General features: G+C 73.1%; 23 protein-coding genes and 3 tRNA genes. 9 read left to right on the plus strand and 17 right to left on the minus strand.

What is annotated here, in order from left to right:
* Positions 1-3,219, plus strand: a 3,219-nt coding sequence (locus ACWDD7_RS26225; RefSeq protein WP_450459171.1) for a beta strand repeat-containing protein, incomplete at its 5' end; no start/stop codon positions are given.
* 127 nt (positions 3,220-3,346) lie between these two features.
* On the opposite strand, the gene ACWDD7_RS26230 is transcribed toward ACWDD7_RS26225, so the two are convergent.
* Positions 3,347-3,420 (minus strand) — tRNA-Lys (locus ACWDD7_RS26230).
* Between the two features lie 174 nt (positions 3,421-3,594).
* Here ACWDD7_RS26230 and ACWDD7_RS26235 point away from each other — a divergent pair.
* From ACWDD7_RS26235 to ACWDD7_RS26245, 3 genes are all read left to right on the plus strand, one after another.
* Entirely contained in the window at positions 3,595-4,887 is a 1,293-nt protein-coding gene (locus ACWDD7_RS26235; protein WP_450459172.1) for a peptidoglycan-binding protein, read from the plus strand.
* 75 nt (positions 4,888-4,962) lie between these two features.
* Entirely contained in the window at positions 4,963-6,174 is a 1,212-nt protein-coding gene (locus tag ACWDD7_RS26240) for an SPFH domain-containing protein (RefSeq protein WP_450459174.1), read from the plus strand.
* Positions 6,175-6,253: 79 nt separating this feature from the next.
* Positions 6,254-6,859 (plus strand): lytic polysaccharide monooxygenase auxiliary activity family 9 protein, encoded by a 606-nt coding sequence (locus tag ACWDD7_RS26245; RefSeq protein ID WP_351872384.1) that lies wholly within the window; start codon positions 6,254-6,256, stop codon positions 6,857-6,859.
* 43 nt (positions 6,860-6,902) lie between these two features.
* Here the strand turns inward: ACWDD7_RS26245 and ACWDD7_RS26250 are convergent.
* The 6 genes from ACWDD7_RS26250 to ehuB all read right to left on the minus strand — a co-directional run bounded on the left by ACWDD7_RS26250 (position 6,903) and on the right by ehuB (position 11,074).
* Positions 6,903-6,976, minus strand: a tRNA-Lys gene (locus ACWDD7_RS26250).
* Positions 6,977-7,052: 76 nt separating this feature from the next.
* Positions 7,053-7,811 carry an IclR family transcriptional regulator domain-containing protein gene (locus tag ACWDD7_RS26255; protein ID WP_450459175.1) on the minus strand — a complete coding sequence of 253 codons (759 nt, stop codon included), beginning with the start codon at positions 7,809-7,811 and terminating at the stop codon, positions 7,053-7,055.
* 213 nt (positions 7,812-8,024) lie between these two features.
* Positions 8,025-8,807, minus strand: coding sequence for an ectoine/hydroxyectoine ABC transporter ATP-binding protein EhuA (gene ehuA, locus ACWDD7_RS26260; protein ID WP_450459176.1), 783 nt, complete (start codon positions 8,805-8,807; stop codon positions 8,025-8,027).
* Positions 8,797-9,447, minus strand: a complete 651-nt coding sequence (gene ehuD / locus ACWDD7_RS26265) for an ectoine/hydroxyectoine ABC transporter permease subunit EhuD (RefSeq protein ID WP_450459177.1) — start codon at positions 9,445-9,447, stop codon at positions 8,797-8,799. The genes ehuA and ehuD overlap by 11 nt, the downstream gene beginning before the upstream one ends.
* The gene (ehuC, locus tag ACWDD7_RS26270) at positions 9,444-10,163 is read right to left on the minus strand and encodes an ectoine/hydroxyectoine ABC transporter permease subunit EhuC (RefSeq protein WP_450459178.1); all 720 of its coding nucleotides are present in this window, start codon (positions 10,161-10,163) and stop codon (positions 9,444-9,446) included. The genes ehuD and ehuC overlap by 4 nt, the downstream gene beginning before the upstream one ends.
* Positions 10,160-11,074: an ectoine/hydroxyectoine ABC transporter substrate-binding protein EhuB gene (gene ehuB / locus ACWDD7_RS26275; protein WP_450459179.1), complete on the minus strand. Its 915-nt coding sequence runs from the start codon at positions 11,072-11,074 to the stop codon at positions 10,160-10,162. The genes ehuC and ehuB overlap by 4 nt, the downstream gene beginning before the upstream one ends.
* 46 nt (positions 11,075-11,120) lie before the next feature.
* Here ehuB and ACWDD7_RS26280 point away from each other — a divergent pair, with 46 nt between their 5' ends.
* Entirely contained in the window at positions 11,121-11,615 is a 495-nt protein-coding gene (locus ACWDD7_RS26280) for a DUF3830 family protein (protein WP_450459180.1), read from the plus strand.
* Here ACWDD7_RS26280 and ACWDD7_RS26285 read toward each other — a convergent pair.
* Both ACWDD7_RS26285 and ACWDD7_RS26290 read right to left on the minus strand, forming a co-directional pair.
* On the minus strand, positions 11,596-12,999 hold the full coding sequence (locus ACWDD7_RS26285) for an amidase (protein WP_450459181.1): 1,404 nt from the start codon (positions 12,997-12,999) through the stop codon (positions 11,596-11,598). The two genes, ACWDD7_RS26280 and ACWDD7_RS26285, sit on opposite strands and share 20 nt — an antisense overlap.
* Positions 13,000-13,014: 15 nt before the next feature.
* Positions 13,015-13,965: a D-2-hydroxyacid dehydrogenase gene (locus ACWDD7_RS26290; protein WP_450459183.1), complete on the minus strand. Its 951-nt coding sequence runs from the start codon at positions 13,963-13,965 to the stop codon at positions 13,015-13,017.
* A 231-nt stretch (positions 13,966-14,196) separates the two neighbouring features.
* Between ACWDD7_RS26290 and ACWDD7_RS26295 the strand changes: the two genes are divergently transcribed.
* From ACWDD7_RS26295 to ACWDD7_RS26305, 3 genes are all read left to right on the plus strand, one after another.
* Positions 14,197-14,982, plus strand: coding sequence for a maleate cis-trans isomerase family protein (locus tag ACWDD7_RS26295; RefSeq protein WP_450459185.1), 786 nt, complete (start codon positions 14,197-14,199; stop codon positions 14,980-14,982).
* Positions 14,979-15,710, plus strand: a complete 732-nt coding sequence (locus tag ACWDD7_RS26300) for a maleate cis-trans isomerase family protein (RefSeq protein WP_351872358.1) — start codon at positions 14,979-14,981, stop codon at positions 15,708-15,710. The genes ACWDD7_RS26295 and ACWDD7_RS26300 overlap by 4 nt, the downstream gene beginning before the upstream one ends.
* Positions 15,711-15,812: 102 nt before the next feature.
* Entirely contained in the window at positions 15,813-16,931 is a 1,119-nt protein-coding gene (locus ACWDD7_RS26305) for an LLM class flavin-dependent oxidoreductase (protein WP_450459187.1), read from the plus strand.
* A gap of 26 nt (positions 16,932-16,957) precedes the next feature.
* Here the strand turns inward: ACWDD7_RS26305 and ACWDD7_RS26310 are convergent, their stop codons facing one another.
* The gene (locus ACWDD7_RS26310; protein WP_450459188.1) at positions 16,958-18,760 is read right to left on the minus strand and encodes a putative bifunctional diguanylate cyclase/phosphodiesterase; all 1,803 of its coding nucleotides are present in this window, start codon (positions 18,758-18,760) and stop codon (positions 16,958-16,960) included.
* Between the two features lie 322 nt (positions 18,761-19,082).
* On the opposite strand from ACWDD7_RS26310, the gene ACWDD7_RS26315 reads away from it, so the two are divergent.
* On the plus strand, positions 19,083-20,342 hold the full coding sequence (locus ACWDD7_RS26315; protein WP_450459189.1) for a M6 family metalloprotease domain-containing protein: 1,260 nt from the start codon (positions 19,083-19,085) through the stop codon (positions 20,340-20,342).
* Between the two features lie 140 nt (positions 20,343-20,482).
* On the opposite strand, the gene ACWDD7_RS26320 is transcribed toward ACWDD7_RS26315, so the two are convergent.
* The 7 genes from ACWDD7_RS26320 to ACWDD7_RS26350 form a co-directional block, all read right to left on the minus strand.
* Positions 20,483-20,556: transfer RNA gene (locus ACWDD7_RS26320), tRNA-Lys, on the minus strand.
* Complete coding sequence (locus ACWDD7_RS26325) at positions 20,547-21,089, minus strand: hypothetical protein (protein ID WP_450459190.1); 543 nt, start codon at positions 21,087-21,089, stop codon at positions 20,547-20,549. The genes ACWDD7_RS26320 and ACWDD7_RS26325 overlap by 10 nt, the downstream gene beginning before the upstream one ends.
* 134 nt (positions 21,090-21,223) lie before the next feature.
* Positions 21,224-21,592, minus strand: coding sequence for a hypothetical protein (locus ACWDD7_RS26330; protein ID WP_351872343.1), 369 nt, complete (start codon positions 21,590-21,592; stop codon positions 21,224-21,226).
* Positions 21,593-21,709: 117 nt separating this feature from the next.
* Complete coding sequence (locus ACWDD7_RS26335; RefSeq protein WP_351872340.1) at positions 21,710-23,050, minus strand: AAA domain-containing protein; 1,341 nt, start codon at positions 23,048-23,050, stop codon at positions 21,710-21,712.
* A complete protein-coding gene (locus ACWDD7_RS26340; RefSeq protein ID WP_351872338.1) occupies positions 23,047-24,636 on the minus strand; it encodes a hypothetical protein in 1,590 nt (529 codons plus the stop codon). The genes ACWDD7_RS26335 and ACWDD7_RS26340 overlap by 4 nt, the downstream gene beginning before the upstream one ends.
* Positions 24,627-25,823: a hypothetical protein gene (locus tag ACWDD7_RS26345; RefSeq protein WP_450459191.1), complete on the minus strand. Its 1,197-nt coding sequence runs from the start codon at positions 25,821-25,823 to the stop codon at positions 24,627-24,629. The genes ACWDD7_RS26340 and ACWDD7_RS26345 overlap by 10 nt, the downstream gene beginning before the upstream one ends.
* Positions 25,720-26,652, minus strand: coding sequence for a phosphatase PAP2 family protein (locus ACWDD7_RS26350; RefSeq protein WP_450459192.1), 933 nt, complete (start codon positions 26,650-26,652; stop codon positions 25,720-25,722). The genes ACWDD7_RS26345 and ACWDD7_RS26350 overlap by 104 nt, the downstream gene beginning before the upstream one ends.
* Between the last annotated feature and the right edge of the window lie 104 nt (positions 26,653-26,756).

The raw sequence follows: 26,756 nt of genomic DNA on the forward strand, positions 1-26,756 counted from the left end.
GTCCAGACGGTGACGCAGGCGGCGACGACCACCGGTCTCACCTCCGCGCCCGATCCTTCCGTCTTCGGTGAGGCGAAGACGCTGACGGCGACGGTGACCGTCGTGCCGCCGGGAGCGGGCACCCCCACGGGTACGGTCGACTTCTTCGACGGCGCCACGCTGCTGGGTACGGGCACGCTCGTGGGCGGTACCGCCACCCTCACCACCTCCGCCCTCGGGGTCGGGAGTCATTCCCTGACGGCCGTCTACAGCGGGGACACCGACTTCAGCGGGTCGACGTCTCCGGCGGATGTCCAGACGGTGACGCAGGCGGCGACGACCACCGGTCTCACCTCGGCGCCCGATCCTTCTGTCTTCGGTGAGGCGAAGACGCTCACGGCCACCGTCACCGCCGTACCACCCGGAGCGGGCACCCCCACCGGCACGGTCGATTTCTTCGACGGCGCCACCCTCCTGGGCACCGCACCCCTGAGCGGCGGTACCGCCACCTTCACCACGTCCGCTCTCGCGGTCGGGTCGCACTCCCTGACGGCTGTCTACAGCGGGGACACCGACTTCACCGGGTCCACCTCGCCCGTGGATGTCCAGACGGTGACGCAGGCGGCGACGACCACCGGTCTCACCTCGGCACCCGATCCCTCTGCCTTCGGTGAGGCGAAGACGCTCACGGCCACCGTCACCGCCGTACCGCCGGGTTCTGGTACGCCGACGGGTACGGTCGACTTCTTCGACGGCGCCACGCTGCTGGGCACCGGCACCCTCGTGGGCGGTACCGCCACCCTCACCACGTCCGCCCTCGCGGTCGGATCGCATCCCCTCACCGCCGTCTACAGCGGCGACGCCGACTTCACCGGGTCCACCTCACCCGTGGACATCCAGACCGTCACCCAGGCGGCGAGCGCCACCACTCTCACCTCCGCGCCCGACCCTTCCGTCTTCGGCCAGGCGAAGACCCTCACGGCCACCGTCACCGCCGTACCGCCGGGTTCTGGTACGCCGACGGGGACGGTCGGCTTCTTCGACGGCGCCACGCTGCTGGGCACCGGCACCCTCGTGGGCGGTACCGCCACCCTCACCACGTCCAGCCTCGCGGTCGGCAGCCATTCCCTCACGGCCGTCTACAGCGGCGACGCCGACTTCACGGGCTCCACCTCACCCGTGGACACCCAGACCGTCACCCAGGCGGCGAGCGCCACCACCCTCACCTCCGCACCCGATCCCTCCGTCTTCGGCCAGGCGAAGACGCTCACCGCCACCGTCACCGCCGTACCGCCGGGAGCCGGCACACCCACCGGCACCGTCGACTTCTTCGACGGCGCCACCTTCCTGGGCACCGGCACTCTCGCCGGCGGCACCGCCACCCTCACGACGACCGCTCTGAGTGTCGGCCCCCACGCGTTGACCGCCGTCTACAGCGGGGACACCGAGTTCACGGGCTCCACCTCGCCGGTGGACAGTCAGTCGGTGGTGAAGGGGTCGAGTTCGACGGTGGTGAGTGTGGCGCCGAATCCGTCGGTGTTCGGTCAGGCGAAGACGCTGACCGCGACGGTCTCGGCGGTCGCGCCGGCGGCGGGTACGCCCACGGGGACGGTGACGTTCTACATCGGGGGCATCCCGCAGGCGCCGGTGCCGCTCGTCGGCGGCGTGGCGACCCTGACCACGTCGACGCTCCCCGTAGGCGTGCGCTCGGTCCGTGCGGCGTACAACGGCGACGCGAACTTCAACGGCTCCATGTCGCCGATCGTCAATGCCGTCGTGACCAAGGCCGCTACGAGCACCGCCCTCACCTCGGCGCCCGATCCGTCGGTGTTCGGTGAGGCGAAGACCTTGACCGCGACGGTGTCCGTGGTGGCGCCGGGCGGCGGCACGCCGACCGGTACGGTGAGTTTCTTCGACGGTGCGACGCTGCTGGGCACGGGCACGCTCAGCGGCGGGGTGGCGACGCTCTCGGTTTCGAGTCTGGCGGTGGGGGGCCATGCGTTGACCGCCGTCTACGGGGGGAGCGGCAGCTACCTGACGTCGACCTCGCCGGTGGACAACCAGACCGTCACCCAGGCGGCGAGTGCCACCGCCCTCACCTCGGCGCCCGATCCCTCCGTGTTCGGCCAGGCCAAGACCCTGACCGCGACCGTTACCGCGGTGGCTCCCGGGGCGGGCATCCCGACCGGGACCGTCAGCTTCTTCGACGGTGCGACGCTGCTGGGTACGGGCACGCTCAGCGGTGGGGTGGCGACGCTCACCACGTCCGTCCTCGCGGTCGGCGCCCACTCGTTGACCGCCGTCTACGGCGGGGACACCGAGTTCACGGGCTCCACCTCGCCGGTGGACAACCAGACCGTCACCCAGGCGGCGAGTGCCACCGCCCTCACCTCGGCGCCCGATCCCTCCGTGTTCGGCCAGGCCAAGACCCTGACCGCGACCGTTACCGCGGTGGCTCCCGGGGCGGGCACTCCGACCGGGACCGTCAGCTTCTTCGACGGTGCGACGCTGCTGGGTACGGGCACGCTCAGCGGTGGGGTGGCGACGCTCAGCACGTCCGCCCTCGCGGTCGGCGCCCACGCGTTGACCGCCGTCTACGGCGGGGACACCGAGTTCACGGGCTCCACCTCGCCGGTGGACAGTCAGTCGGTGGTGAAGGGGTCGAGTTCGACGGCGGTGAGTACGGCGCCGGAACCCTCGGTGTTCGGTCAGGCGAAGACGCTGACGGCGACGGTCTCGGCGGTCGCGCCGGCGTCGGGTACGCCCACGGGGACGGTGACGTTCTTCATCGGGGGCATCCCGCAGGCGCCGGTGCCGCTCGTCGGCGGCGTGGCGACCCTGACCACGTCGACGCTCCCCGTAGGCGTGCGCTCGGTCCGTGCGGCGTACAACGGCGACGCGAACTTCAACAGCTCCACGTCGCCGACCGTCAACACCACGGTGACCAAGGCCACTACCGCGACGGCTCTGTCCTCCGCGCCCAACCCGTCGACCGTGGGACAGCTCGTGCTGCTGACGGCGACGGTCACCGTGGTGGCGCCGGGCGGTGGGACACCCACCGGTGTGGTGAGCTTCTTCGACGGTGCGACGCTGCTGGGTACGGGCACGCTCAGCGGGGGCGTGGCCACGTTCAGCACGTCCGCTCTCACCCTCGGGACGCACTCGCTGACCGCCACGTACGCCGGTAGCTCCTCCTACACCACATCCACCTCGCCCGTGGACGTCCACACCGTCATGTGATCAGGCGTCACCGGTCCCGGCCGGCTCCGGCCGGGACCGGTGACGCCGCCGCGGAAACGGCAGGGAGGTGCAAACACCGAAGGGCGTTCTCGGATACCGAGAACGCCCTTCGGGTGTTGATCGCTAGTGCGCCGCCAGGGACTCGAACCCCGGACCCGCTGATTAAGAGTCAGCTGCTCTAACCAACTGAGCTAGCGGCGCCTGCTGACAAGAGAACTCTACCTGACCTGTGGGGGTGCTCCGAACCACCGGGAGGGGGTCCGTGGGGGCCCGTACATCGTTCGGACCGTCAAAGTGCGCGTTCCGTGGACAGTTGTGAAACTGATCAACGTGCACACAAGCGGACAGAACCACCACGAATGTGAGGCAGATCGCATGGCCGCTCCGGCGTTCGAGGAGTTCGAACCCGCGCGCGACTGCGACTGCCCCGGCTGTGTCCACCTGCGGCGCACCCGCCGCCGCCCGCTGTCCGGCCGCCTCGCCCACCTCCCCGCGACCCGGGGGATGGCCGTCGTGGCCGCCGTGTCCGCCGCCCTCGGCGCGGTGACGACCCCGGCGGCCGCCCTCCCCGGCGGCCCCTCCCCCCACCGCCAGGCCGTGCCCGGCGACGGCGAGCCCGACACCCCCCAGGGCGCCGAGGCCCCGCTGCACGGCCCCGGCGGCAAACCCGCCGAACCCGGCGGCGCCCCCGCCCCGCGCATCACCCGCAGCGCCATCATCAAGCGGGCCAGGTCCTGGGTGACGGCGAAGGTGCCGTACAGCATGAGCCGTTACTGGACCGACGGCTACCGGCAGGACTGCTCGGGCTACGTCTCCATGGCCTGGGGCCTGGGCAGCAACCAGTGGACGGGCAGCCTCGCCAAGTACGGTGTGAAGATCACCAAGTCCCAGCTCCAGCCCGGCGACATCCTGCTGTACCACAACACCGCCAACCCCCAGAACGGCTCCCATGTGGTGATCTTCGGCGGCTGGACGGACCACACGCACACCTCCTACACGGTCTACGAGCAGACACCCCCGCACGCCCGCAGCCAGACCACGCCCTACCCCTACTGGAGCCACGCCGGCAAGTACGTCCCCTACCGCTACAAGGGGCTGGCCGACGGCAACGCGGGCGCCGGGGCGTCGGGCGGCAAGACCTCGACCGCCTTCCCGGGCGCGCACTCCTTCGGGCCCGGAGCGGTCAACGCGTATGTCACCGAGCTGGGCCGGATGCTGGTGGCGCGGGGAGCGGGAGCGTACTACCCCGAGGGTCCGGGGCCGGCCTGGAGCGAGGCGGACCGGCGGGCCACCGAGGCGTTCCAGCGGGCCCAGGGCTGGGGCCCCGAGGAGGCCGACGGGCGGCCGGGTCCGCGCACCTGGGAACTGCTCGCCTCCGGCGGGGGCCGGGACATCGCCCCGGGCGGGGACGGCCCCGCCTCGCACGGGGTGCCCGGCTACCCCGGCAAGGGCTACTTCCGCCCGGGACAGAGCAACGACCACATCGCCCGGCTGGGCGCCCAGCTGGTGCGAAAGGGGTTCGGCCGGTTCTACGGCGACGGACCCGGGCCGCGGTGGGGCGAGGCGGACCGGCGGGCCGTGGCGGCCTTCCAGCGCAGCCAGGGCTGGCGGGGCGGCGCGGCCGACGGCTCGCCGGGCCCGGAGACCTGGCGGCGTCTGTTCGCCTAGCCGCCGACCCGACCGCCGTACACCTCACACCTGTTCACGTTCATGACGCATCTGGCGCGGAGGCTGGAGGCACGCATGAGTACGACCACCTCGCACACACCGTCCGAATCCGAGGGGCGACCCCAGGCGGCCACGGCCACCGGCACCCGCCCGGCCCGGCTGATCCAGAACGAGTCCACCACCGAGATCCCGGTCCACCTGCTCTTCCGTGACGACCCCGGCGACCCCGACGGCCGGGACGGCCCCGGCGGCCGCGATCCGGTGCGGATGCCGCCCAAGCCCGCCGTCGTCGGGCGCCGGCAGGGCACCGGCGAGCTGCCGCGCGCGAACCGCCCGGCGCCGGGGCGGCGCCCGCTGCCCTGGATCGACCCGGAGCTGACGGAACGTCCGGCGCGGGTGCTGCCGGGGGCGGCCGGGGTGCTCGCCGGGGCCTGCGGGGTGACCGGCTGCCTGGCCGCCTCCTGGTGGGCCGGGGTGCTGCCGCCGCTCGCCGCCCAGGCGCTGCGCCTGCCGGAGCCCGCGGGCGCGGGGCTGGGCCCCGCGCAATGGGCGGCGTACGCCGGGGCCGGGCTGCTCGGCACGGCCGGGTTCGGCGGGCTGGCCCGGGGCCGCACCGGACGGGCCTGGGTCGTGGGCCTGTTCGGGCGTTACCGGGGGACGGTACGGCGCACCGGGCTGCTCTGGGTCAACCCGCTGCTGCGCCGTCGGCGGGTCGACGTACGGCTGCGGCACTGGCGCAGCGAGGTGATCCCGGCCGCCGATCCGGGCGGCACCCCGCTGCGGGTGGTGGTGCTGGTGGTGTGGCGGGTGCGGGACACCGCGCGGGCGGTGCTCGGACTGGAGGACCACGAGCGGTACCTGCGCGAGTGCGTGGAGGCGGCGCTGGCCCGGGTGCCGGTGCAGCCGGCGGGCGGCGGCCGGGGCGGCCCCGCGGCGGCGGGGGAGGCGCTGACCCGGCTGGTGACGGCGGAGACCGCGCCGGCCGGCCTGGAGGTGTTCTCCGTGCGGCCGTTGCGGGTGGAGTACGCCCCGGAGGTCGCGGCCGCGATGGAGCGCCGCCGGATCGCCGCGCTGGACGCCCGGGAGCGGGCCGGTCTGCTCAGCTCGGTGGTGGACTCCGTGGAGGACACGGTGACCCGGCTGACCAGGCGCGGCCTGGTCGATCTCGACGACTACGAGCGCAAGGCGCTGGTACGGGACCTCACGGTGGCGTTCTGCGCGGGCCGCGGGGAGCGGGCGCAGCCGGGCGCGGCCGCCTCCGCCACTGGTATGGACATGCTCAAGTGACGGCAATAATCTGAGGCTTGGTCTAGACCTTCCTCATGCACGGCTCACCGAACTCCCCACGTTCTCCAGGAGCGGCAGCATGCGCACCCAGACCAGACTGTCCGCCGTCGTGCTCGGGGCGGTGACCGCCGGAGCGTTCGCGCTCTCCACGGGCGGCGCCAGCGGGCACGGCTACACCGACCTCCCCGTCAGCAGGCAGAAGCTCTGCGCCAACGGCACGGTCACGGGCTGCGGCGACATCCAGTACGAGCCGCAGAGCGTCGAGGGTCCCAAGGGCTTCCCGGCCGCCGGGCCCGCCGACGGCCGGCTCTGCGACGGCGGCGTGGACCGCTTCGCCCAGCTCAGCTCGCCGACCACCCCGTCCGGTACCGCCTGGCCCACCACCCGGGTGACCGGCGGGCAGTCGTACACCTTCCGCTGGCAGTTCACCGCCCGGCACGCCACGACGGACTTCAGGTACTACGTCACCAAGCAGGGCTGGGACCAGAGCCATCCGCTGTCCCGCTCGGACCTCGTCCTCACGCCGTTCCTGACGGTGCCCTACAACGGTCAGCAGCCGCCGGCGACGCTGAGTCACAGCGGCACCCTGCCGACCGGCCTGTCCGGGCATCACGTCATCCTCGCGGTGTGGACGATCGCCGACACGGGCAACGCGTTCTACGCCTGCTCGGACGTCGATTTCTGAGGCACGCCGAAGGGCCCCTCGCGTGCGAGGGGCCCTTCTTCTGTGCGCCGCCAGGGACTCGAACCCCGGACCCGCTGATTAAGAGTCAGCTGCTCTAACCAACTGAGCTAGCGGCGCATGACTCCCGCCTTCCGCTTTCCGCGGCCGGCGACGAAGAAAATACTACCTGGTCCCGAGGGGTGCTCGTGACCACCTAGAGGGCCAGCGACAGCAGGACCGGCGCCGCGTTCCGGTTCAGGGTGTCCGCGGCCTGTTTCAGCCGGTGGGCGTGCTCCACCGGGAGGGACACGGCCAGACAGCCCACCGAGGCGCCGGCGGTGATCGGGACGGCCGCGCAGACCGTGCCCACCGCGTACTCCTGGAGGTCGAGCACCGGAACCGTCGGCGGCTGGGACTCCAGGCGGGACAGGAGCAGCTTGTCGCTGGTGATGGTGCGCGAGGTGAGGCGGGCCATCTTGTGCCGGGCGAGGTGATCGCGGCGCGCGTTGTGGTCCAGCTGGGTCAGGAGGCTCTTGCCGACCGCGGTGGCGTGGGCCGAGTAGCGGAAGTCCACCCATTCGTTGACCGCCGGGGCGGCGGGTCCGGCCGCGTACTGGGTGACCTTGACCTCGCCGTCCACGTACCGGCTGATGTAGACCGCCGCGCCGACCGAGTCGCGCAGCCGGTCCAGGATGCGCTGGAGCTTGTCGGCGAGGGCCCGCTCGCGGTCCTGGGCCGAGGTCAGCCGGCGCAGCGTGTCGCCGGTGACGTACGCCCCGCCGCCGATCTGTTCCACGTACCCCTCGCGGCGCAGCATCCGCAGCAGCAGGGTGAGCCGCTCGGGGCCGAGGCCGGTGTGCCGGGCCAGCTCGGCCTCGGTGACCCCGACGGCGGCGCGTGCCACGGTCTCCAGTACGCGCAGTGCGTCCTGGGCGGAGTGGTACGGGGCGGTCGGCTCGTGCTTCAGCGCCACGGTGGGTCCCCCCTGCGCTCGCTTGCTGGGCCGTGGTTTCCGGACGGTGCGGCGATACCACGATAACGGGCAAACGGCCGCCAGGGAGAGGGCGTTGACAAGATTTAGGCCCTTCTGCCCCGGCCCGACGGCGGTCCCAACTGCGGTGAAGACCCTTTGGCATATGCCATGGTCATGTCCCAGTGGCCGGACCTCGACCGTTGCCCATCGTGCTCACAGAACCGCGCTGAGGAATTCCCGGGTGCGGTCCTGCTCCGGCTCGCTGAAGATCTTCTCCGGGGAGCCCGACTCGATCACCCGGCCGCCGTCGAACATCAGTACCTGATCGGAGATGTCCCGGGCGAAGCCCATCTCGTGGGTCACGCACAGCATCGTGATGTCGGTGCTGCGCGCGATGTCCCGCAGCAGGTCGAGCACGCCCGCGACCAGCTCGGGGTCGAGCGCGGAGGTCACCTCGTCCAGCAGCAGCACCCGCGGCCGCATCGCCAGCGCCCGTGCGATCGCCACCCGCTGCTGCTGCCCGCCGGACAGCTGGGCCGGGCGCGCCCCGCACTTGTCGGCGAGGCCCACCAGCTCCAGCAGCTCCCGCGCCCGTTCCTCCGCCTCGTCCTTGGACAGGCCGAGGACCTGCACCGGCGCCTCGGTGAGATTGCGCAGCACGGACATGTTCGGGAACAGGTTGAAGTGCTGGAAGACCATCCCGATCTTCTTGCGCACCTCCCGGACCTGCTTCTCCGCCGCCGGGAAGAGCCGTTCGCCGTCGACGGTGATGGTCCCCTCGTCCGGCTTGGTGAGGGTCATCAGGAGTCTGAGGATCGTGGTCTTGCCGGAGCCGGAGGGTCCGATCAGGGTCACGTGCCTGCCGGGGCGGACCGCGAAGTCGAGGCGGTCGAGCACGGTGTGGGCGCCGAAGCGCTTGGTGACCTGCTCCAGACGGATCAGGTCGGCGGGCTGGGCCGCGGTGGGGGAGGGCTGGGTACGGGTCTCAACGGACAAGGCGTCGCTCCAGGGCTCGCAGGAGAAGGGAGGCCAGGTAGGAGATGAGGATGAAGGCCACGCCGATCACGGTGAGCGGCTCGGTGAACTGGAAGCGCTGCTGGGAGAAGAGCCGGGCCTGGCCCAGCATCTCCAGCACGGTGATCACCATCAGCATCGGTGTGTCCTTGAGCATGGAGATCACGTAGTTGCCGAGCGCCGGCACCACGCGGCGGATCGCCTGCGGCAGGATCACCGCGGTCCACGTCCGCCGCCTGGGCAGGTTCAGCGCGGTCGCCGCCTCCCACTGGCCGACGGGCACCGCCTCGATGCCGGCCCGGTAGACCTGCATGGTGTACGTCGAGTAGTGCAGCCCGAGCGCGAAGACGCCGGTGGACAGCGCGGAGAAGGTCAGGCCCCACTCCGGCAGCACGTAGAAGAGGAAGAACAGCTGCACCAGCAGCGGGGTGTCGCGGACGAACTCCGTGACCACCCCGACGGGCCAGCGCACCCACCGGGTCGGCGTCCGCATCAGCAGCGTCCACACCAGGCCGAGGGTGAAGGACAGCAGCGAACCCAGCACCAGCGCCTGGAGGGTGACCAGGAGCCCGTCCCGGAAGTGCGGCATGAACTCGCCCACCGCGTGCCAGTCCCACTTCATACGACACCACCGCCCACCCCGGTCGTCCGTGCCCGCTTCGGCTCACGTGCCGCCGCCCCCGTGCCGGCGTCCCGGCCGGTCCCGGCCTTCAGCCGCTTCTCCAGGCCGCGCATCAGCCGGGTCAGCACGAAGGCGATCACGAAGTAGATGACCAGCACGTACGTGTAGATCTCCGCGCTCTGCTGGAGCGCCAGGCGCACCAGGTCGGCGCTGAACGTCAGATCGCCCATGCCCATGACCGACACCAGCGCGGTGCCCTTGAGCAGCTCGATCAGCAGGTTGCAGAAGGAGGGGATCATCTCCGGCACCGCCTGCGGCAGCACGACCAGCCGCATCCGCTGCGCCGGCGTGAAGCTCAGCGCGATCGCGCCCTCCTTCTGCGCCGGGTCGACCGAGTTCAGCGCGCCGCGCACGATCTCCGAGCCGTACGCGCCGTACGTCAGGCCGAGCGCCAGCGTGCCCGCCCACATCGGCACCAGCTGCCAGCCGAACGCGATCGGCAGCACGAAGAACACCCAGAAGATCATCACCAGCGCCGAGGTGCCGCGGAAGACCTCGGTGTAGACGCCGGCCACGAAGCGCACGATCCACCGCCGGTGGGTGCGCGCCATGCCGACCACGAAGGACACCGCGGCGGCCAGCAGCGCACTGAACACCAGCAGCTGGACGGTGGTCCAGACGCCCTTGAGCACCAGTTCCCACAGGCCCGAGGTCATTGCCCGCACAGCTCCTTCGCCGTCAGGTCCGTCATCTCGGCCCTGGTGAAGCCGAACGGCCGCAGGATCCGGAACAGCTCACCGGTGCGCTTCAGCTCCCGCAGCTCCCGGTTGAAGGCGTCCCGCAGCCGGGTCTCGGTCGGCCGGAACGCGAACGCCCCGCCGTCCACATGGGGCTTGCCCCCGACCAGCGGCGCGAACGGCGCGGTCGCCTCCGCCTTGCCCGACTTCTTCACCACCTCGCGCGTGGTGAGCGCCGTACCGGCGAAGACGTCGACCCGGCCCGCCTCCACCGCGTTCAGCCCGGCCACCTGGTCCGGCACGATCAGGATGTCGCTCTGCCGGTAGCCCGCCTCGACCGCGTACTGGATCTCGGCGTACCCGGTGCCGGTCGCGAACCTCGCCTTCTTCGCGACGACGTCCTTGTAGGAGTGCAACCCCTTCGGGTTCCCCTTGCGGACGATGAACGAATCCAGCATCTGGTAATCGGGGTCCGCGAAGATCACCTGCTCGCAGCGGTCGGCGTTGACGTACATCCCGGCCGCGACGACGTCGAACTGCTGCGAGTTCAGGCCGGGTATCAGCGAGCCGAACTCGGTCGGCACCGGCTGCACCCGGTCGACCCCGAGCCGCTTGAACACCACCTTCGCCAACTCCGGTGCCTCACCCGTGAGATGGCCGTCCTTGCCGATGTATCCGAACGGGATCTCACCCGCGATCCCGAGCCGTACGACGCCCTGCGCGCGGAGCCGGTCGAGCAGTTCGCCGCCGTTCCCGCCCGCGGCCGCTACCCGGGCACAGCCCGCGGCGCCCAGGAGCCCGAGCGCCGCCATCGAGCCGAGCAGTGTGCGCCGACCGGGTCTGTGTTCCGACCGGCAAGTGTGTACGTCGTTCCCATGTGGTGGAGCCATGGCGGCGCGGCTACCCAAGCCGATCCGGGGTATGCACCCTGGTTTCATGGCCGAACGATGCGTCACCGTCTCGCTGGACGCGCGGGACGTGCACTGCCGGGCGCGGCTGCTGGACGACGCCGCGCCCCTGACCTGCGCGGCCGTGTGGAACGCGCTGCCGCTCAGCGGCGACGTGTACCACGCCAAGTACGCGCGCAACGAGATCTACGCCCTCTTCCCGCCGTTCGCCTCCACGGAACCCCCACTGGAGAACCCGACGGTCACCCCGATTCCCGGCGACCTCTGTTACTTCTCCTTCGCGGGCACGGAGCTGGCGACGACGTCCTACGGCTACGACCGCGAGGTCGCCCCCGGCGCCGCCCTGGTCGACCTCGCCCTGTTCTACGAGCGCAACAACCTGCTGCTGAACGGGGACGTGGGGTGGGTGCCGGGGATCGTGTGGGGCCAGGTGGTGGAGGGGCTGGCGGAGATGGCGCGGGCGTGCAACGACCTGTGGCGCAGGGGCGCCGAGGGGGAACGGCTCACGTTCCGGCGGGCGTGACCACCTCGGGGGCGACGACGTCCGCCTCGTACAACGCGTGCGCCGCCCGCAGCACGAGGTCGTCCCGGTGCCGGGCGGCGACGATCTGCATGCCGATCGGCAGGCCCGCCCCGTCCCTGCCGACCGGCACCGTCGCGGCCGGCTGCTGGGTCAGGTTGAAGGGGTAGGTGAAGGGGGTCCAGCCGGTCCAGCGCCGGTGGGCGGAGCCCCTCGGCACCTCCGCGCCCGCCTCGAACGCCGTCAGCGGCAGCGTCGGGGTCACCAGCAGGTCGTACCGCTCGTGGAAGCGTCCCATGCGGCGGCCGAGGTCCGTGCGGGCGTCCACCGCCGCCAGATAGTCCAGCGCGCTCATCCGGGCGCCCTGCGCGCAGATCTCCCGCAGCCCCGGATCGAGCAGACCCCGCCGGTGCGGGGAGAACCGCTGGGTGATGCGGGCCGCGCCGGTGAACCACAGGGTGTGGAAGGCCTCCAGCGGCTCGCTGAAATCGGGGTCGGTCTCCTCGACGTACGCGCCGAGGCCGGCGAGCGCGGCCACGGTACGCCGCACCGCCGCGGCGACCGCCGGCTGGACCGCCACCTGCCCGCCCAGCGAGGGCGAGTACGCGACCCGCAGCCCGCGGACACCCCCTGTCAGCGCCTGTGTGAAGGAGCCCGCGGGCGGCAGCGCCGACCAGTCGCGGACGTCGGGACCGGCGATGACGTCGAGCATCAGCGCCGCGTCGGCCGCGTCCCGGGTCATCGGCCCCACGTGGGACAGGGTGCCGAAGGGGCTCGCCGGATACAGCGGCACCCTGCCGTACGTCGGCTTCAGCCCGAAGATCCCGCAGAACGCGGCCGGGATCCGGATGCTGCCCCCGCCGTCCGTGCCCAGCGACAGCGGCCCCGCGCCGAGCGCCACCGCCGCCGCGCTGCCCCCGCTGGAGCCGCCGGCGGTGCGCGAGGTGTCGTACGGATTGCGCGTGACCCCGGTCAGCGGCGAGTCCGTGACCCCCTTCCAGCCGAACTCGGGCGTCGTCGTCTTGCCGAGGAACACCGCGCCCTGCTCCCGCAGCCGGGCCACCGAGGGCGCGTCCTCGTCGAAGACGCCCTGCTCGGACACGGTCCGCGAGCCGCGCAGCGTCGGGTGCCCGCGCATCAGCAGGAGGTCCTTCACGGTCACCGGCACCCCGTCCAGCAGCCCCGCCGGCTCCCCGCGCCGCCAGCGCTCCGCCGACTCCCGGGCCCGCGTCAGCGCCTCGTCCTCGGTGAACCGCACGAACGCGTTCACCGCCGGCTCGGCGCGCCGGGCCGCCGCCAGCGCCTGCTCGACCGCCTCCACGGGAGAGAACTCGCCCGTGCGGTAGCCGTCCAGGAGCCGGCGTGCGGTGAGGTCGGTGAGCTGCATGCACCCTCCATCGGGTCAGTGGCCGGGCACGTAGCCGCGCGTCTTGTCGACCACGTTCACCAGGGGTTTGCCCGCCGCCCAGCGCTCGTACAACTCTACGAACTGCCGACCGAGTTCATCCCGCCATCCGACCGTGTCCCCGCTCATGTGCGGGGACACGATCAGCCCCGGCAGCTCCCACAGCGGGCTGTCGGCGGGCAGCGGCTCGGTGGCGAACACGTCCAGCGCGGCGCCCGCGATCCAGCGCCGGGCCAGGGCGTGGGCGAGGGCGTCCTCGTCGACGAGCGGGCCGCGGCCCACGTTGACGAAGAACGCCGAGGGCTGCATCACCCCGAACCGGTGGGCGTCGAACATCCGGTACGTCTGCTCGGTCAGCGGCGCCGCCGCGATCACCCAGTCCGCGCGGGAGATCAGCCGGTCCAGGTCGGCCGGGCCGTACACGCCGGTTCGCGGCGCCCGCCCGACCAGCGCCGTCGTCATCCCGAGGGCTTTCAGCATCCGGACGATCGCCCGACCGATGGGACCCGTACCGACCACACAGGCACGGGTACCCGCCACGCGCCGGCTCTCCCGGTGCCGCCACTCGCGCGCCCGCTGCTGCTCCAGGGTGCGTGGCAGATCCTTGGCCACCGCCAGCACCAGCGCCGCCACGTACTCGGCGATCGGCTGGTCGAAGATCCCGCGCGCGTTGGTGACGACCGTGCCGGACGCGGCCAGCTCCGGGCACAGCAGATGGTCCACGCCCGCGCTCGCCGTGTGCACCCAGCGCGGCCGGGGCCCCGCTCCGGGCCATGCCTCGCGCACCGCGTGCGAGGTGAAGTCCCAGACCAGCAGCGCGTCCGCCGCCGGCAGCCGCTCGGCCAGGTGCGCGGCGTCCGTGTGCACGACGCGGGCGCGCCCGGTCAGCCGGCCCAGCCGGGGCGGCGGCTCGGCGTCCAGCACGAGCAGGGTGGGGACACTCGTCATACGGGACGGCTCCCGACGTCCGACATGTGCGGCTCCCGGCGTCCGTAGGGGGGTGACAGGGGGTGGCAGGGGGTGGCAGTGCGGCGGGGCTCCCACGGGCGCCCCGGGGGTGCTCCCGCGACCGCCTGAGATGCACGGATTGACCACGCTCGCACCCCAACCTACCGTCGTCAACACGGGCGTACTCGCGATCCGTTGTCCCCGCCTCCGAGCGTGAGGCCGGTACCGGCCATGGACGTCTCCTTTCTCGGCGGCCCGCGCCACCAGCGCGGTGTCGGGGTGGTGGCCCCCTTCGACTTCGCCCTCGACCGCGAGCTGTGGCGCTGGGTGCCGGACGAGGTCTCGCTGCACCTCACCCGCACCCCCTACGTCCCGGTCGAGGTCGGCCTCGACCTGGCGCGGCTGGTCAGCGAGCACCAGACGCTCGCCGGGGCGGTCCGCGCGCTGACCGCCGTGGATCCGGACGTGGTGGTCTACGCGTGCGCCTCCGGCAGCTTCGTCGGCGGGATCGCCGGGGAGCGGGCGATGCGCGCCGCGATGAGCCGGGCCGGCGCCCGGCCCTCCGTGACCACCTCGGGCGCCCTCCTGGAGGCCCTCACCGAGCTGGGCACCGAGCGGATCGCGCTGGTCACGCCGTACACGGTCTCCGTGACACGGGCGCTGGAGGAGTACCTCGGCCAGGCCGGGGTGCGGGTCACCGGCTGCGCCTTCATGGGGCTGACCCGGCGCATCTGGCAGGTGCCGTACCGGGAGGTCGTCGCCCTCGCCCGGCGGGTGGCACGGCCCGGCACCGCCGACGCGCACTTCCTCTCCTGCACCAATCTGCCGACGTACGACGTGCTCCCCCAGCTGGAGGCCGAGCTGCGGATGCCGGTGCTCTCGGCCAACCAGGTCACGATGTGGGCGGCGCTGCGGAGGCTGGGTACCCGGGCCGTGGGGCGGTATCAGGCACTGCTGGACGAGGCGGCGCGCGGACGCCCCGTACTGCCCGACCCGACGCAGGAAGGCTGGACATGACCGCACTCGGATTCCTCTACCCGGGCCACTCCGCCGAGGACGACTATCCGCGCATCGAGCAGCTTCTGGGCAGCGACATCCGGGTGGACCTGGTCCACACCGAGATCGGCGAGGACGCGCACCGGGTCGCGGCGCTGCGCGAGATGGGCTCGGCCGAGCGGCTCGGCGCGGGCATGGAGCGGCTGCGGCTCGCCGGTGCCGAGACGGTGGTGTGGGCGTGCACCAGCGGCGGCTTCGTGCACGGCTGGCAGGGCGCCCAGGACCAGGTGCGCACGCTGGCCCGGCTGGCCGGGATGCCGGCCTCCTCGACGTCCTTCGCCTTCGTGCACGCGGCCCGCGAGCTGGGGGTACGCCGGGTCGCCGTCGGCGCCACCTATCCCGAGGACGTCACCGCGCTGTTCGCGGAGTTCCTGCGGGCCGGGGGCCTGGAGGTGACCTCGGTGCGCTCCTCGGGGATTCTCACGGCCGCCGAGGCCGGCACCTGGGGCGAGGAGGACGTGCTGACGCTGGCGCGGGCCGCGGACGACGCCGGCGCGGAGGCGGTGCTGCTGCCGGACACCGCCCTGCACACGGTCGCGCACCTGGGCCTCCTGGAGAAGTCCCTGTCCAAGCCGGTCCTCACGGCGAACCAGGTCACGGTCTGGGAGGGGCTGCGGCTCGCCGACCGGCGGGTGAACGCGCCGGAGCTGGGGGCGTTGTTCACGCGGGAGCCGATCGTCCAGGTCTGAGGACCCGGACGGCGTCCGGGTCCGAGGACCGGAATAGGCGGGGGCCGTCTCCTGTTACGACACTCCGGCACAGCTCACGCCGGGAAAACAGGAGGCCCCACCGTGTCGGCAGACGAGGCAGGCAAGGCAGACCGCGCTGACGAGATCCGCGGTACGGCGCTCGGGAGCGCGCCCGTCCCCCTCTCCGTCCTGGACCTGGTCACCGTCGGCGCGGGCCGCACCGCCACCGACGCGCTGCGCACCAGCGTCGAGCTGTCCCGGCTCACGCAGGCCCGCGGCTTCCACCGGTACTGGGTCGCCGAGCACCACTCCATGCCGGGCGTCGCCTCCTCCTCGCCGGCCGTGATCCTCGCCCATCTCGCCGCCCACACCGACCGCATCCGGCTCGGCTCCGGGGGCGTCATGCTGCCCAACCACGCCCCGCTGGTGATCGCCGAGCAGTTCGGCACGCTGGAGGCGCTGGCACCGGGCCGGATCGACCTCGGCCTCGGCCGGGCCCCCGGCACCGACGGCGCCACGGCCGCCGCCCTGCGCCGCTCCGACACCCTGAACGAGGGCGCCGACGACTTCCCCGAGCAGCTCGCCGAGCTGATCCGCTTCCTGGACGACGACTTCCCCGACGGCCACCCCTACCGGCGTATCCACGCGATCCCCGGCCCGGTGCAGGGCAGCACCCCGGGCGGCGTCCAGTCCCCGCACCGCCCGCCCGTCTGGCTGCTCGGCTCCTCCGGCTTCAGCGCCCGGCTGGCCGGAATGCTCGGCCTGCCGTTCGCCTTCGCGCACCACTTCTCGGCGCAGAACACCGTCCCGGCGCTCGACCTGTACCGGGGGACCTTCCGCCCCTCCGCGGTGCTCGCCGAGCCGTACGCCCTCATCGGCGTCTCCGCGCTCGCCACCGACGACGAGCGCGAGGCCCGCCGCCAGACCCGGGCGATGGCCCTCAACATGCTCCGCCTGCGCACCGGCCGTCCCGGGCTCTTCCCCGACCCGGAGGAGGCCGAGAGGCAGGAACTCGGGGCGATGGAGGAGGAGTTCATCGCCTCCTGGTCGTCCAACGTGGTGCACGGCACCGCCGACGAGGTGCGCTCCGGCCTCGACGACCTCCAGAAGCGCACCGGCGCCGACGAGTTGATGATCACCACGCACGCCCATCGCGGTGAGGTGCGGGTGCGCTCGTACGAACTCATCGCGGACGCCTACGCGTTGCCGACGATCGCGTAGCCCGCGCGGCGAGGGCCGCGCGGTCCTCACGTGGTCGCGGTGTAGGCCCGCGCCCCCAGCAGCTCGGAGATGCGGTCCGGCGGCACCGGGCGGGAGTACAGCCAGCCCTGTCCGGTGTCGCAGCCGATCCGGCGCAGCCGGGTGGCCTGGGCCGAGGTCTCCACGCACTCGGCGGTGACGGTGAGGCCCAGCCGGTGGGCCAGCTGGATCATCGCCTCCACGATGACCTCGTCGGCGGGGTTGGGCGCGACCCCCTTGGGCGCCTCCTCGTACTGGAAGCCGCGGACGAAGGAACCGTCCAGCTTCAGCGTCGAGACCGGCAGCCGGCTGAGATAGGCGAGGTTGGAGTAGCCGGTGCCGAAGTCGTCGATGGCGATGCGCACCCCCATGTCGCTGAGGGCCTGGAGCGCCTGGAGCGGGCGGCCCGCCGAGCCCATCACCGCGGACTCGGTCAGCTCCAACTGGAGCAGATGCGGGGCCAGTCCGGTGTCCGCGAGGGTCTCCGCCACGTCGGCCACCAGGTCCGAGTCCCACACCTGGCGCACGGCCACGTTCACGCTGACGAAGATCGGCGGCTCGCCGGGGTGGTCCAGCTGCCAGCGGCGGGCCTGCCGGCAGGCGGTGACCAGCGCCCAGCGGCCGAGCTGCACGATCGAGCCGTCCTCCTCGGCCAGCCCGATGAACCGATTCGGCGTCAGCGTGCCGAACTGCGGGTGGTGCCAGCGCACCAGCGCCTCGACCCCGGACAGCCGGCCGTCCTCCATGCCCACCAACGGCTGGTACTCCAGGGCGAATTCGCCCCGCTCGATGGCGGGCCGCAGGGTGGAGGACAGCGCCTGGCGGGTCATCCGGTGCGCGTTGCGCTCGGGGTCGAACAGCGTCCAGCGGCCCTTGCCGTCGGCCTTCGCCCAGTAGAGCGTCGTGTCCGCCGCCTGCATCAGACCGGTCGCCGTGGTGCCCGCCGCATGGCGCTCCACGACGCCGATGGACGCCGTCAGCGACAGCCGCTGCCCGGCCAGGTCGTAGGGCTCCTGGAGGGCCGCGAGCGCGGACTCGGCGAGGTCGGCCAGCTGTTCGGTGCCGGTGGAGTCCTCCACCAGCAGCGCGAACTCGTCCCCGCCGAGCCGGGCCACCAGGGGAGTCGCGGCGCGGGCGTACCCGGCCTCGTCGGCGACCCTGGTCAGGCGCTCGGCCACGGCCGCCAGCAGCCGGTCGCCGACGCGGTGGCCGAGGGTGTCGTTGACCGCCTTGAACCCGTCGAGATCCAGGTAGCACAGCCCGATCCGGCCGGTGCCCCTGTGCTCGTACGACTCCGCCTCCAGCGCCGCCGACAGGCGCTCGAAGAACAGGGTGCGGTTGGGCAGCCGGGTCACCGGGTCGTGCATCTGCAAGTGCCTCAGCCGTGCCTGGAGTTCACGGCGGGCGCTGATGTCGGCGACGGACAGCAGCACGTTCGCCCCGCCGTCCGCCAGCGGGGCCACGGTGAGCTGCACCCACACCGAGTTCCCCTCGGGGTGCTTCAGCCGGCGGGTGCAGCGCAGCCGGGCCTGCCGCCCGCACAGCACCTCCCGGTAGGCGTGCCAGGAACGGGCGTCGGCGGTCAGGTCCACCAGATCGGCGGCGGCCCGGCCGGTGAGAGTGTCGCAGTCGGCGCCGATCAGCTCGCCGAAGGCGGGGTTCGCGCGCAGGACGAGTCCCTCGCGGTCCACGACGGCCATGGCGAGTGGCGCCGCCCCGAAGACACGGTCGTAGGTGATGTGATCACTGTCTGTGACGGCTGACCGGTCGAGGTCTGCCGCGGGCGTCGGCCCTTCGGACGTTCCGCTCACCGCTCGCTCCCGCAGTGCACTCGATCTCTGTCCGTGCCGGAAAGTGTGCCGATCATAGAGGCTGGCCCCGGGCCCTTCCAGCCACCGTCCAGTGTCCCGGACCGTACGGACTTTCTGACAGATCGTTTCTGCCCGCACCTGGACGGGTTATTGAGGCCGTCGACCAGTTGTGACGTTCCGTGAGTGAATCGGGGGCGCCGAGCGCCGTAGTGCGCCGGCGCCCAAATGGGGAGCGTTCACTCTCCTGGTGCAGACAAACAAGACATGGAGTGGCGAATCGCAGCAACCTGGGTGCGGGTCTGTCGAACCGCGTCCGGAGGTCATGTCCGTGCCCCTGCTGCGCAGCACCGCCGCCGTGTGCACCACGCTGTCGGCGCTGGCCGCGACCTCGATCATCACCGGCCCGTCGGTCGCCGAGCCCTTCTCCACCGCCCCCTGCGCCCTGCACCGCACCGATGCCCACCACTCCGAGGGGGCCGACTCCTGGGACTCCGGCTACGCCCGGCCCACCCGGGTGCTGGACGCGGTGATGGTCTTCCTGTCCTTCCCGGACGCCGTTCCTCGCACCACCCCGGCCGAACTGGTCGCCGACCACTTCCCCGAGACCAGCCGCTACTTCGAGCGGGCCTCCTACGGCAGATTCACCCTGCGCCCGCATCCGCTGGCCCACTGGCTGCGTATGCCCCGTCCCTCCACGGCGTACGCCGTACGGCGCGACTGGGCCGCCGAGGACCGGGCCGCGTACCTGAACGACGCTTTCAAGGTGGCCGACAAGGAGGTCGACTTCTCCCGCTACCCGGTGGTGTATCTCGTCGCCGACCCGGACGCGCCCGGCGTGGACTCCGACGCCACCAAGGTCGTCAACCTCGACACACCCCTCCATGTGGACGACACGGATGTGCGACGGGTCGTCACGGTGTTCGAGAAGCATCCGCCGGATCGGCTGGTTCTCGCCCATGAGACCGGCCATGTCTTCGATCTGCCCGACCTCTACCACCGGCCGGCCGACGGCAAGGGTGACTGGGACACGTACGTCGGCGACTGGGACCTGATGGGCAGCCAGTTCGGTCTCTCGCCCGACCTGTTCGCCTGGCACAAGTGGCGGCTCGGCTGGATGGACCCGCGCCAGGTGGTGTGCGTACGGGGCGCGGGCCCGACCCGCCTCACCCTGGAACCCCTCGCTGCCGGGCCCGGCATCCCGGTGCAGGGCGCAGGCGGGGCGCCCGCGTTCGGCCTCGGCGACGGGGTGAAGCTGGCCGTGGTGCGCACCGGTCCGGACAGCGCGCTGGCCTTCGAGGCCCGCACCGCCGCCGGCAACGACCGCGCCACCTGCCGCGAGGGCATCCTCGTCTACCGGGTGCACAGCGGCGCCGAGTCCGGCGGCGGTCCCATCGAGGTCGTCGACGCCCATCCGCGTACGGAGGCGTGCCCGGACGACTCGGTCTACCCGCCGCTCGCCGATGCGCCGGTCGCCCTGGGGGAGAGCTTCACCGTCCCCGGCGAGGGCGTGAAGATCGACGTGGAGGACCGGACGGCCTCGGGGGCGTGGACGGTGAAGATCACGCAGCGGGTCAGAGGGTGACGTCTCGGCCGACGGCCGCTGGGCCGACGGGCGGGGGTGCGGACGGCGGAGCCCCCACGGTGCGCGGCGAGGCCTCGCGAAAACAGCGATGGCGAGTCCGACCGCACTTTCTGCGGTCAGATCTCGCCATCGCTCTCGCGTGCGCCGCCAGGGACTCGAACCCCGGACCCGCTGATTAAGAGTCAGCTGCTCTAACCAACTGAGCTAGCGGCGCCTGCTGACGTCGTAGACCTTAGCATCCGGACTGGTGGGAGGAAAAATCGATATCCGCACTGCCGCCCGTGCCGCCCGCACCGCCGCCCACAGCAGCACCTCCGGGCCCGGTAACCAGGGGTGACGCGCGTCCGGGGCGACGAGCCAGCGGGGGTCGGCCGAGGAGTCGCCGTCCGGGGGCGGGACGGTCACCGCGTCTCCCGTGCCGTGGCAGAGCAGGGGCGGTACGGCCGCCGCGCGGTGCGTGCCCCACTCCTCCCAGGCCAGCAGCGAGGGCAGCCGATGGGCGGTGCCGGGGGCGCAGAACAGCAGCATCCGGCCACGGGACATCGCGACCGGGCCCGAGCCGGGGCCGTCGTCCCACAGCCGGTCCAGCATCCGGCGCCCGAAGACCGCCGGGGCGCTCACCACGTCGAAGACGGTGCCGCAGGGCAGGACGGCCGGGGCGGGCGCGTGCGGCGGGTACGCCCCGGCCGAGGCGAGCCAGGCGGCGCCGTCGGAGGTGACTCGGGTGACGTTCGGTGTACCGCTCATGCCGTCCAGATCTACCGGCGGTGAGCAACCGGTTCTCCACAGTTGCGGAAAACCGGGACAGGGGGAGGGGGAGGGGAGTATCTTGCCCGCCTGGCATATGCCAGGCGCGGGTCACGCGGGCCGCACGGGGCGGGTCACACGGGATCGGCGGTGGTCCGGCCCTCGCTGTTCCCGCGCATCAGATCCCGGCCGAACTCGACCATCTTCTTGGCATAGTCCTCCGTCCACTCCGCGCGCTCGGCGATGTCGGCGGCGGTCAGCCGGTCGAACCGGCGCGGGTCGGCGAGCTGGGCCGCGGCGATGGCCTGGAACTCCACGGCCCGGTCGGCTGCCGCGCGGAACGCCTGGGTCAGCTCCGTCGCCCGGGCCAGCAGCGCCCGCGGGTCGTCGATGGACTCCAGCTGGAAGAAGTGCTCGGGATCGGCGGCCGCTTCCGCGGGCTCGAAGATCAGGGGCGCGGGGCGTAGCCGCGGTTCGTTCCGACGCGGCGTGGGCTCCGCCATGTCTTCTCTCCTCCTCGTACGGCCTTCGTACGGTTCGCTGGGCACCGCCTGTCTGGTGGGCCACCGTCCATTGTCCCGCGTGGACGCAAGGGGCCGGCGAGGTGGCGGTGGGCTCGGTCAGGGCCGCCAGCTCACCCGGTGCTCGGCCAGGTGCGCCAGTACCGCGTGGTTCGCCTCCCAGCCGTCGGGAAACCTGACCAGCGTGCCCAGTTGGACCGGCTCCGTGGACGGGTAGTCGTCCAGCAGGTCGCCGACGCCGGCGCGGCAGACCACGACGCAGGCGTGGCGGTGCCGGGAGGCGAGGACGCACAGGCGGCCGGTCTCCAGGTGGAAGGCGGTGGCGTCGGGGCGGCCGGAGAGCGGGTGCAGGACGACCGTGACGTCGTACTCGCGGCCCTGGAGCCGGTTCGCCGTGTCGACCGTCACCTCCGCGATGCCCAGGTCGGCGAGTGCGGAGCGGACCGCTGCGGCCTGGTCGCGGTGAGCCGTGCCGACGGCGATCCGGGCGGCCGTGAGCGGGGTCGGGTCCGGTGAGCGCTCCGCCGAGACCGCGGCGCCGCCGCGGTCCAGCAGGCGCCGCACCACCGCCGCCACCGCCCGCACCGCCTCCGGGTCCGTGCGCGGCGTGTGCCGGGCGGGCAGCTCCAGCAGGCCCCAGCCGGAGGCGGCGGCCTCGTCGATCACCCGGTCGGGGGCCGAGCCGTCGGAGGGCACGGCGAAGGCGAGCCGGCGGTCGCCCGGCCCGGTGCCGCTGCGGAACGGGGTGTACGGGTAGAACGCGTCCGAGACCAGGGGTGCCGCGGACGCGGGCAGCCGCCACGAGACCGGCAGCCGGTGCTGCGGCAGACCCGGGTTGTGGGCGAGCAGCGTGGTGACGGCGGAGGCCGAGGGGTCGTACGACAGCCCCGCCCACTGCTCGCTGCCGACGATCGCGAACGGGTCCAGCTGGCCGGGGTCGCCCACGAACAGCGCCCGCTCGAACAGACCGGCGACGGCGAGCAGGGAGTCCGAGCGCATCTGGTACGCCTCGTCCACGATCGCGTGCCGCCAGGGCTCGTCCACCTTCACATGCGCCCACTTCGCGGCGGTGGACAGCACCACCGGCAGCCCGGCGAGGTCGGCCGCCTTCGCCGACGTACGCACGCCCGGCAGCCCGTCCAGCGCCGTGTCGTACGCGTCGGCGTCGCTGCTGTGCAGCCGGCCCACGGGCAGGTCGGGGTTCTTCTCGGCGAGCCGCAGCACGAGGTCGTCCACCTGGGCGTTGGTCTGCGCCACCACCATCAAGGGACGCCCCGCGTCCGCGAGTTCCAGCGCCGCCCGCACCACGAGCGTGGACTTGCCCGCGCCCGGCGGTGAGTCGACCACCACGCCCCGCTCGGTGCCGTGCAGCGTGTCGTGGAGGATCGCGTCGGTGGCGCGGGCGGCGGCGGCCCCGGGGTCCGCGTCGACGGTCGTCACAGCACGTCCTCCTCGGTGATCGGATCGGCGGCCTCCGCCACGGCCTCGCCGGGCGGCCCGCCGTGTGTCCACGGGGTCTCCTCCGGGGCGGGCAGCTTCGCCCCGCCGCGCTGCTCGTGCTCGAAGAGGGTGAAGCAGACCCGGTCGCCCTTTTCCGGCACCGAACCGGGCTCCGGCTCCCTGCCCCGGCCCATCTTGTCCAGGAGCCGCAGCACGACCGCGTCCGGGGCCGTCCGCTCGACGAACTCCGCCGACTGGGGGCGGCCCGCCAGCGAGCGGTACACCTTCGCGCGCTCCGCCAGGTGCGGCAGGTCCTCGGTGCGGACCGTCACCAGCGGGCGCGGGCTCGGCCGCCTGCCCTCGCCGTACGCCATGACGACCTCGGTCACCTCACCCGCGAACGCCTCACCGGCCAGCCGCCGCCCCGCCATCACCAGCGGATCGTCCAGCGCCTCCTGTGCCTCCAGGCGGGCCTGCTCACGCTCGCGCGTGGCCAGCTTGTTCGCCGCCGTCACCGCGTCGTCCCGGCGCGGCTGCGGGGGCTCCCCGGCCAGCACCCGGTCCCGGTGCCCGGTGAACGACCAGCGGTCCCGCGTCCAGCGCTCCTCGGCATGCCCGCCCTCCGGCAGCGCCCGCAGCAGGTCCAGGCCCCGCCACACCGCGTCCCAGGTGGGCCGGGCCTGGCCCTCGATCAGCTCGCGGATCTCCCGCTCGGCCCGGGTGAGCGCGGCCAGCCGGTCGTCGGCGTCCAGCGGGTCCTCGGCGGCGGCGAGGGCGGTGCGCGCGCGGTCGTACCGCTCGATCGCCGGGGCCAGCAGCTTGTTGTCGAACGCCGGGTCGGTGGCGGGCCCGGCCGGCGGGCACCGCAGCTGCCCGGCCGCGTCCCGGGCCAGCTCGGCCTCCCGCGCGGCCTCGGCGCCGCTCATGCCCTCCGGTGGATCGATCCACGCCAGCAGCGCGCCCAGGTGCTGGTCCTCAAGTCCCGACTGGCCGGTCGCCCAGTGCCGGGACAGCACATCGGTGAGGGCGAGCAGCAGTGCGGAGCCGGGGACCCGGGACCGCTCCCCGTAGTGGGTGAGCCAGCGGCCGAGCAGCGGCACCCGGGGCGGTGCCGGGTAGGGCGCCTCCGGGTCCTGCTCGGCGGTGCGGCGGAACCGCATGGAGCGCCCGAGCAGCCGGACGTACTCCAGCCCCGTGCGGCTCGGCACGATCAGCTGGGGCGCGTCCGTGCACAGCTCCACCTCGACCTTGATCCGCTTGCCGGTCTCCGGGTCGGTGTCGGTGCGCTCGGCGGCCTCCACGGAGCCGGCGTAGGAGTCGATGTACGGCAGGACCAGGTCGGCCAGCTCGGCGAGGAACGTGAAGCGCAGGTCGCGGTCGCGGGGCTGCGGCACGACCAGCAGCCGGGGCGCGTCCCGGTCGGTGCCGACCAGCGCGCCGAGCGGGGCACCGGCCTCGCCCGCGGTGGTGAGCGGCACGAACACCAGCGGACGGACGGAGAGATGCCGGTGCCGTACGGTCGCGGCGGCCTGCGCCCGCCCGCTGCCGACGGCCTCCAGGCGGGCGAGCGTGTCGATCAGCGACATACGGCCGCCACCTCCCGGTCCCGGGCCTCCCGGAGCGCCTCCGCGCGCAGGGCCGCCGCCCGGCGCAGCGCCGCGACCGCAGGATCGTCCGGGTCGCCCAGTTCGCCGTGGGCCGCCGCGAGGACGTCCTCGACCGTGGTCAGGCCGCCCAGTTCGGCGCGCAGCGGCCGGCCGAGGCGGGTGACCGCGTCGGCCGCACGGGCCCGCTCCCGGCAGTGGAAGGCCAGTTCGCAGGCGGACAGGCACTCGGGCGCGTACGCCGCCGGGACCGCGGCCACCGCGGCCGTCAGCTCCTCGGCGTCACGGTCGGGCGCGAAGCAGGTGCCCTCGGGCAGCGAGTCGGCGATCTCCTCGACGCGGGTGAGCCGGGCGAGCTGGCGCGCGGTGACCGCCCGCTGCTTGCGCACGTCGACGGCGGAACCGGCCGGCAGGTTCGAGAAGTCCTTGGGACACACCAGCAGCACCCGGTGGCGCACCCGTGGTGCGGGGTCGAGCCGGGCGGCGACGTCCTCCAGGGCGAGCACGTACACCGCCGCCTGCCGGGCGGCGGCGCCCACCTTCGCCGGGTCCGCCGAGCCGTCCAGCATCGGGAAGGACTTGATCTCCACCACGGACCAGTCGCCGTCCGGGTGCACCACCACAGCGTCCGGCTCCAGGAACGCGAGCGAGCCCGCCACGTCCAGGGCGAGCATCGGGTGGTCGAGCAGCGTCCAGCCGCCCGCGCGGGTGGCCTCCCGCAGCGCGAGGGCCGTACGCGCCGTACGGCCCTCGGGGCCCTGCGCGGTCAGGTCGGGCACCGCGGCCGCCCGCGGGGCCTCGGCGCCCGGGTCGAGGCGGGCGTGCGCGAGGCGCAGCAGCTCGGCGCCGCCGTCCGCCTTCACCTTCGCCTCGAACGCGTTGCCCCGGGTCAGCGCGAACTGCGACTGGCCGAAGCCGGAGGGCGCGCCGAGCGCGCTCGCCAGCCGGGCCTTGTCCACCCCGGCGCCGTCCAGGATCGCCCGTCTGCGGCACCCGGGGTTCGCGGCCAGCGCCGCGAGGGCGCGCGCGTCCAGGGCCTTCGCCGGTACGTCCGGGCCGCGCAGCTCAGCGAGCCGGTGCCGGAGCCCCGTCGCCCGCGTCCGTGGGGGAGGGGTCCGGCTCGGCTCCGGCGCCGGGCCGCGACCCGCGCTGCCGTGGAATTCGCTCACCCGCGGAAGTCTGGCATCCGCCACTGACAATCGGGGGACCCCCGGCCTTCGCGAGGGCCGGGAAGAGCCTGGCCCGGACCCGGTCGACGGTCCGCGTCACCCACGGCGCGAGCAGGTGGCCGACGCCCATCACGGCGATCCCGGCGAGCGCGTCCAGGAGGTAGTGGTTGGCGGTGCCCATGACGACCAGCGCGGTGCCCAGCGGATAGAGCACCCCCAGGACCTTGGTGAGCCGGTTGCCGCCGTACCACCAGAGCATCACCCCGCACCACAGCGCCCAGCCGACGTGCAGGCTCGGCATCGCCGCGTACTGGTTGGTCATTCCGCCCAGACCCCGCGGCGCGCTGGCGTCGCCGCCCCACCAGCCGTACGAGCTGTAGTGGGCCATGGTGTCCACGAAGCCGTGGCTCGCCGAGAGCAGCCGGGGCGGGCAGGTCGGCACCAGGGTGAAACCGATCAGTCCGATGAACGTGGACGTCATCAGCCAGGTGCGGGCCCGCCGGTACTGCTCGGCGCGGGCCCGGAACATCCAGACGAGGATCGCGGGCGTGACCAGGTAGTGCAGTGAGGCGTACCAGAAGTCCGCGGGTATCCCGAGCCAGGGTTCGCGGGTGAACAGGCGGTTGAGGGGGTGCTCGGCGTTCAGGTGGAGCAGCTTCTCGGCGCGCAGCAGGGTCAGTCCGTGCTCCACGGCGTCGTCCACGTCGCCGCGTACGAGGAGACGGCCGGCCGAGTAACAGCCGTAGACCAGCAGGAGCAGCGGCAGTTCGGTCCACCAGCGCAGCCGGGTGCGGGGCACCTCGGTGCCCGGTGTCTCGGTCTGCGCCATCCGATCGCCCTCCCCCTGTCCGCGGTACGTCCGCCCGGTGGGCGACCGTGCCACTTTACGGTGTCCGTTCGTGGCCCGTGCGGGTCCTTCGGAGCCGTCCGGTG

The sequence above is a fragment of the Streptomyces sp. NPDC001056 genome, from assembly GCF_053598955.1.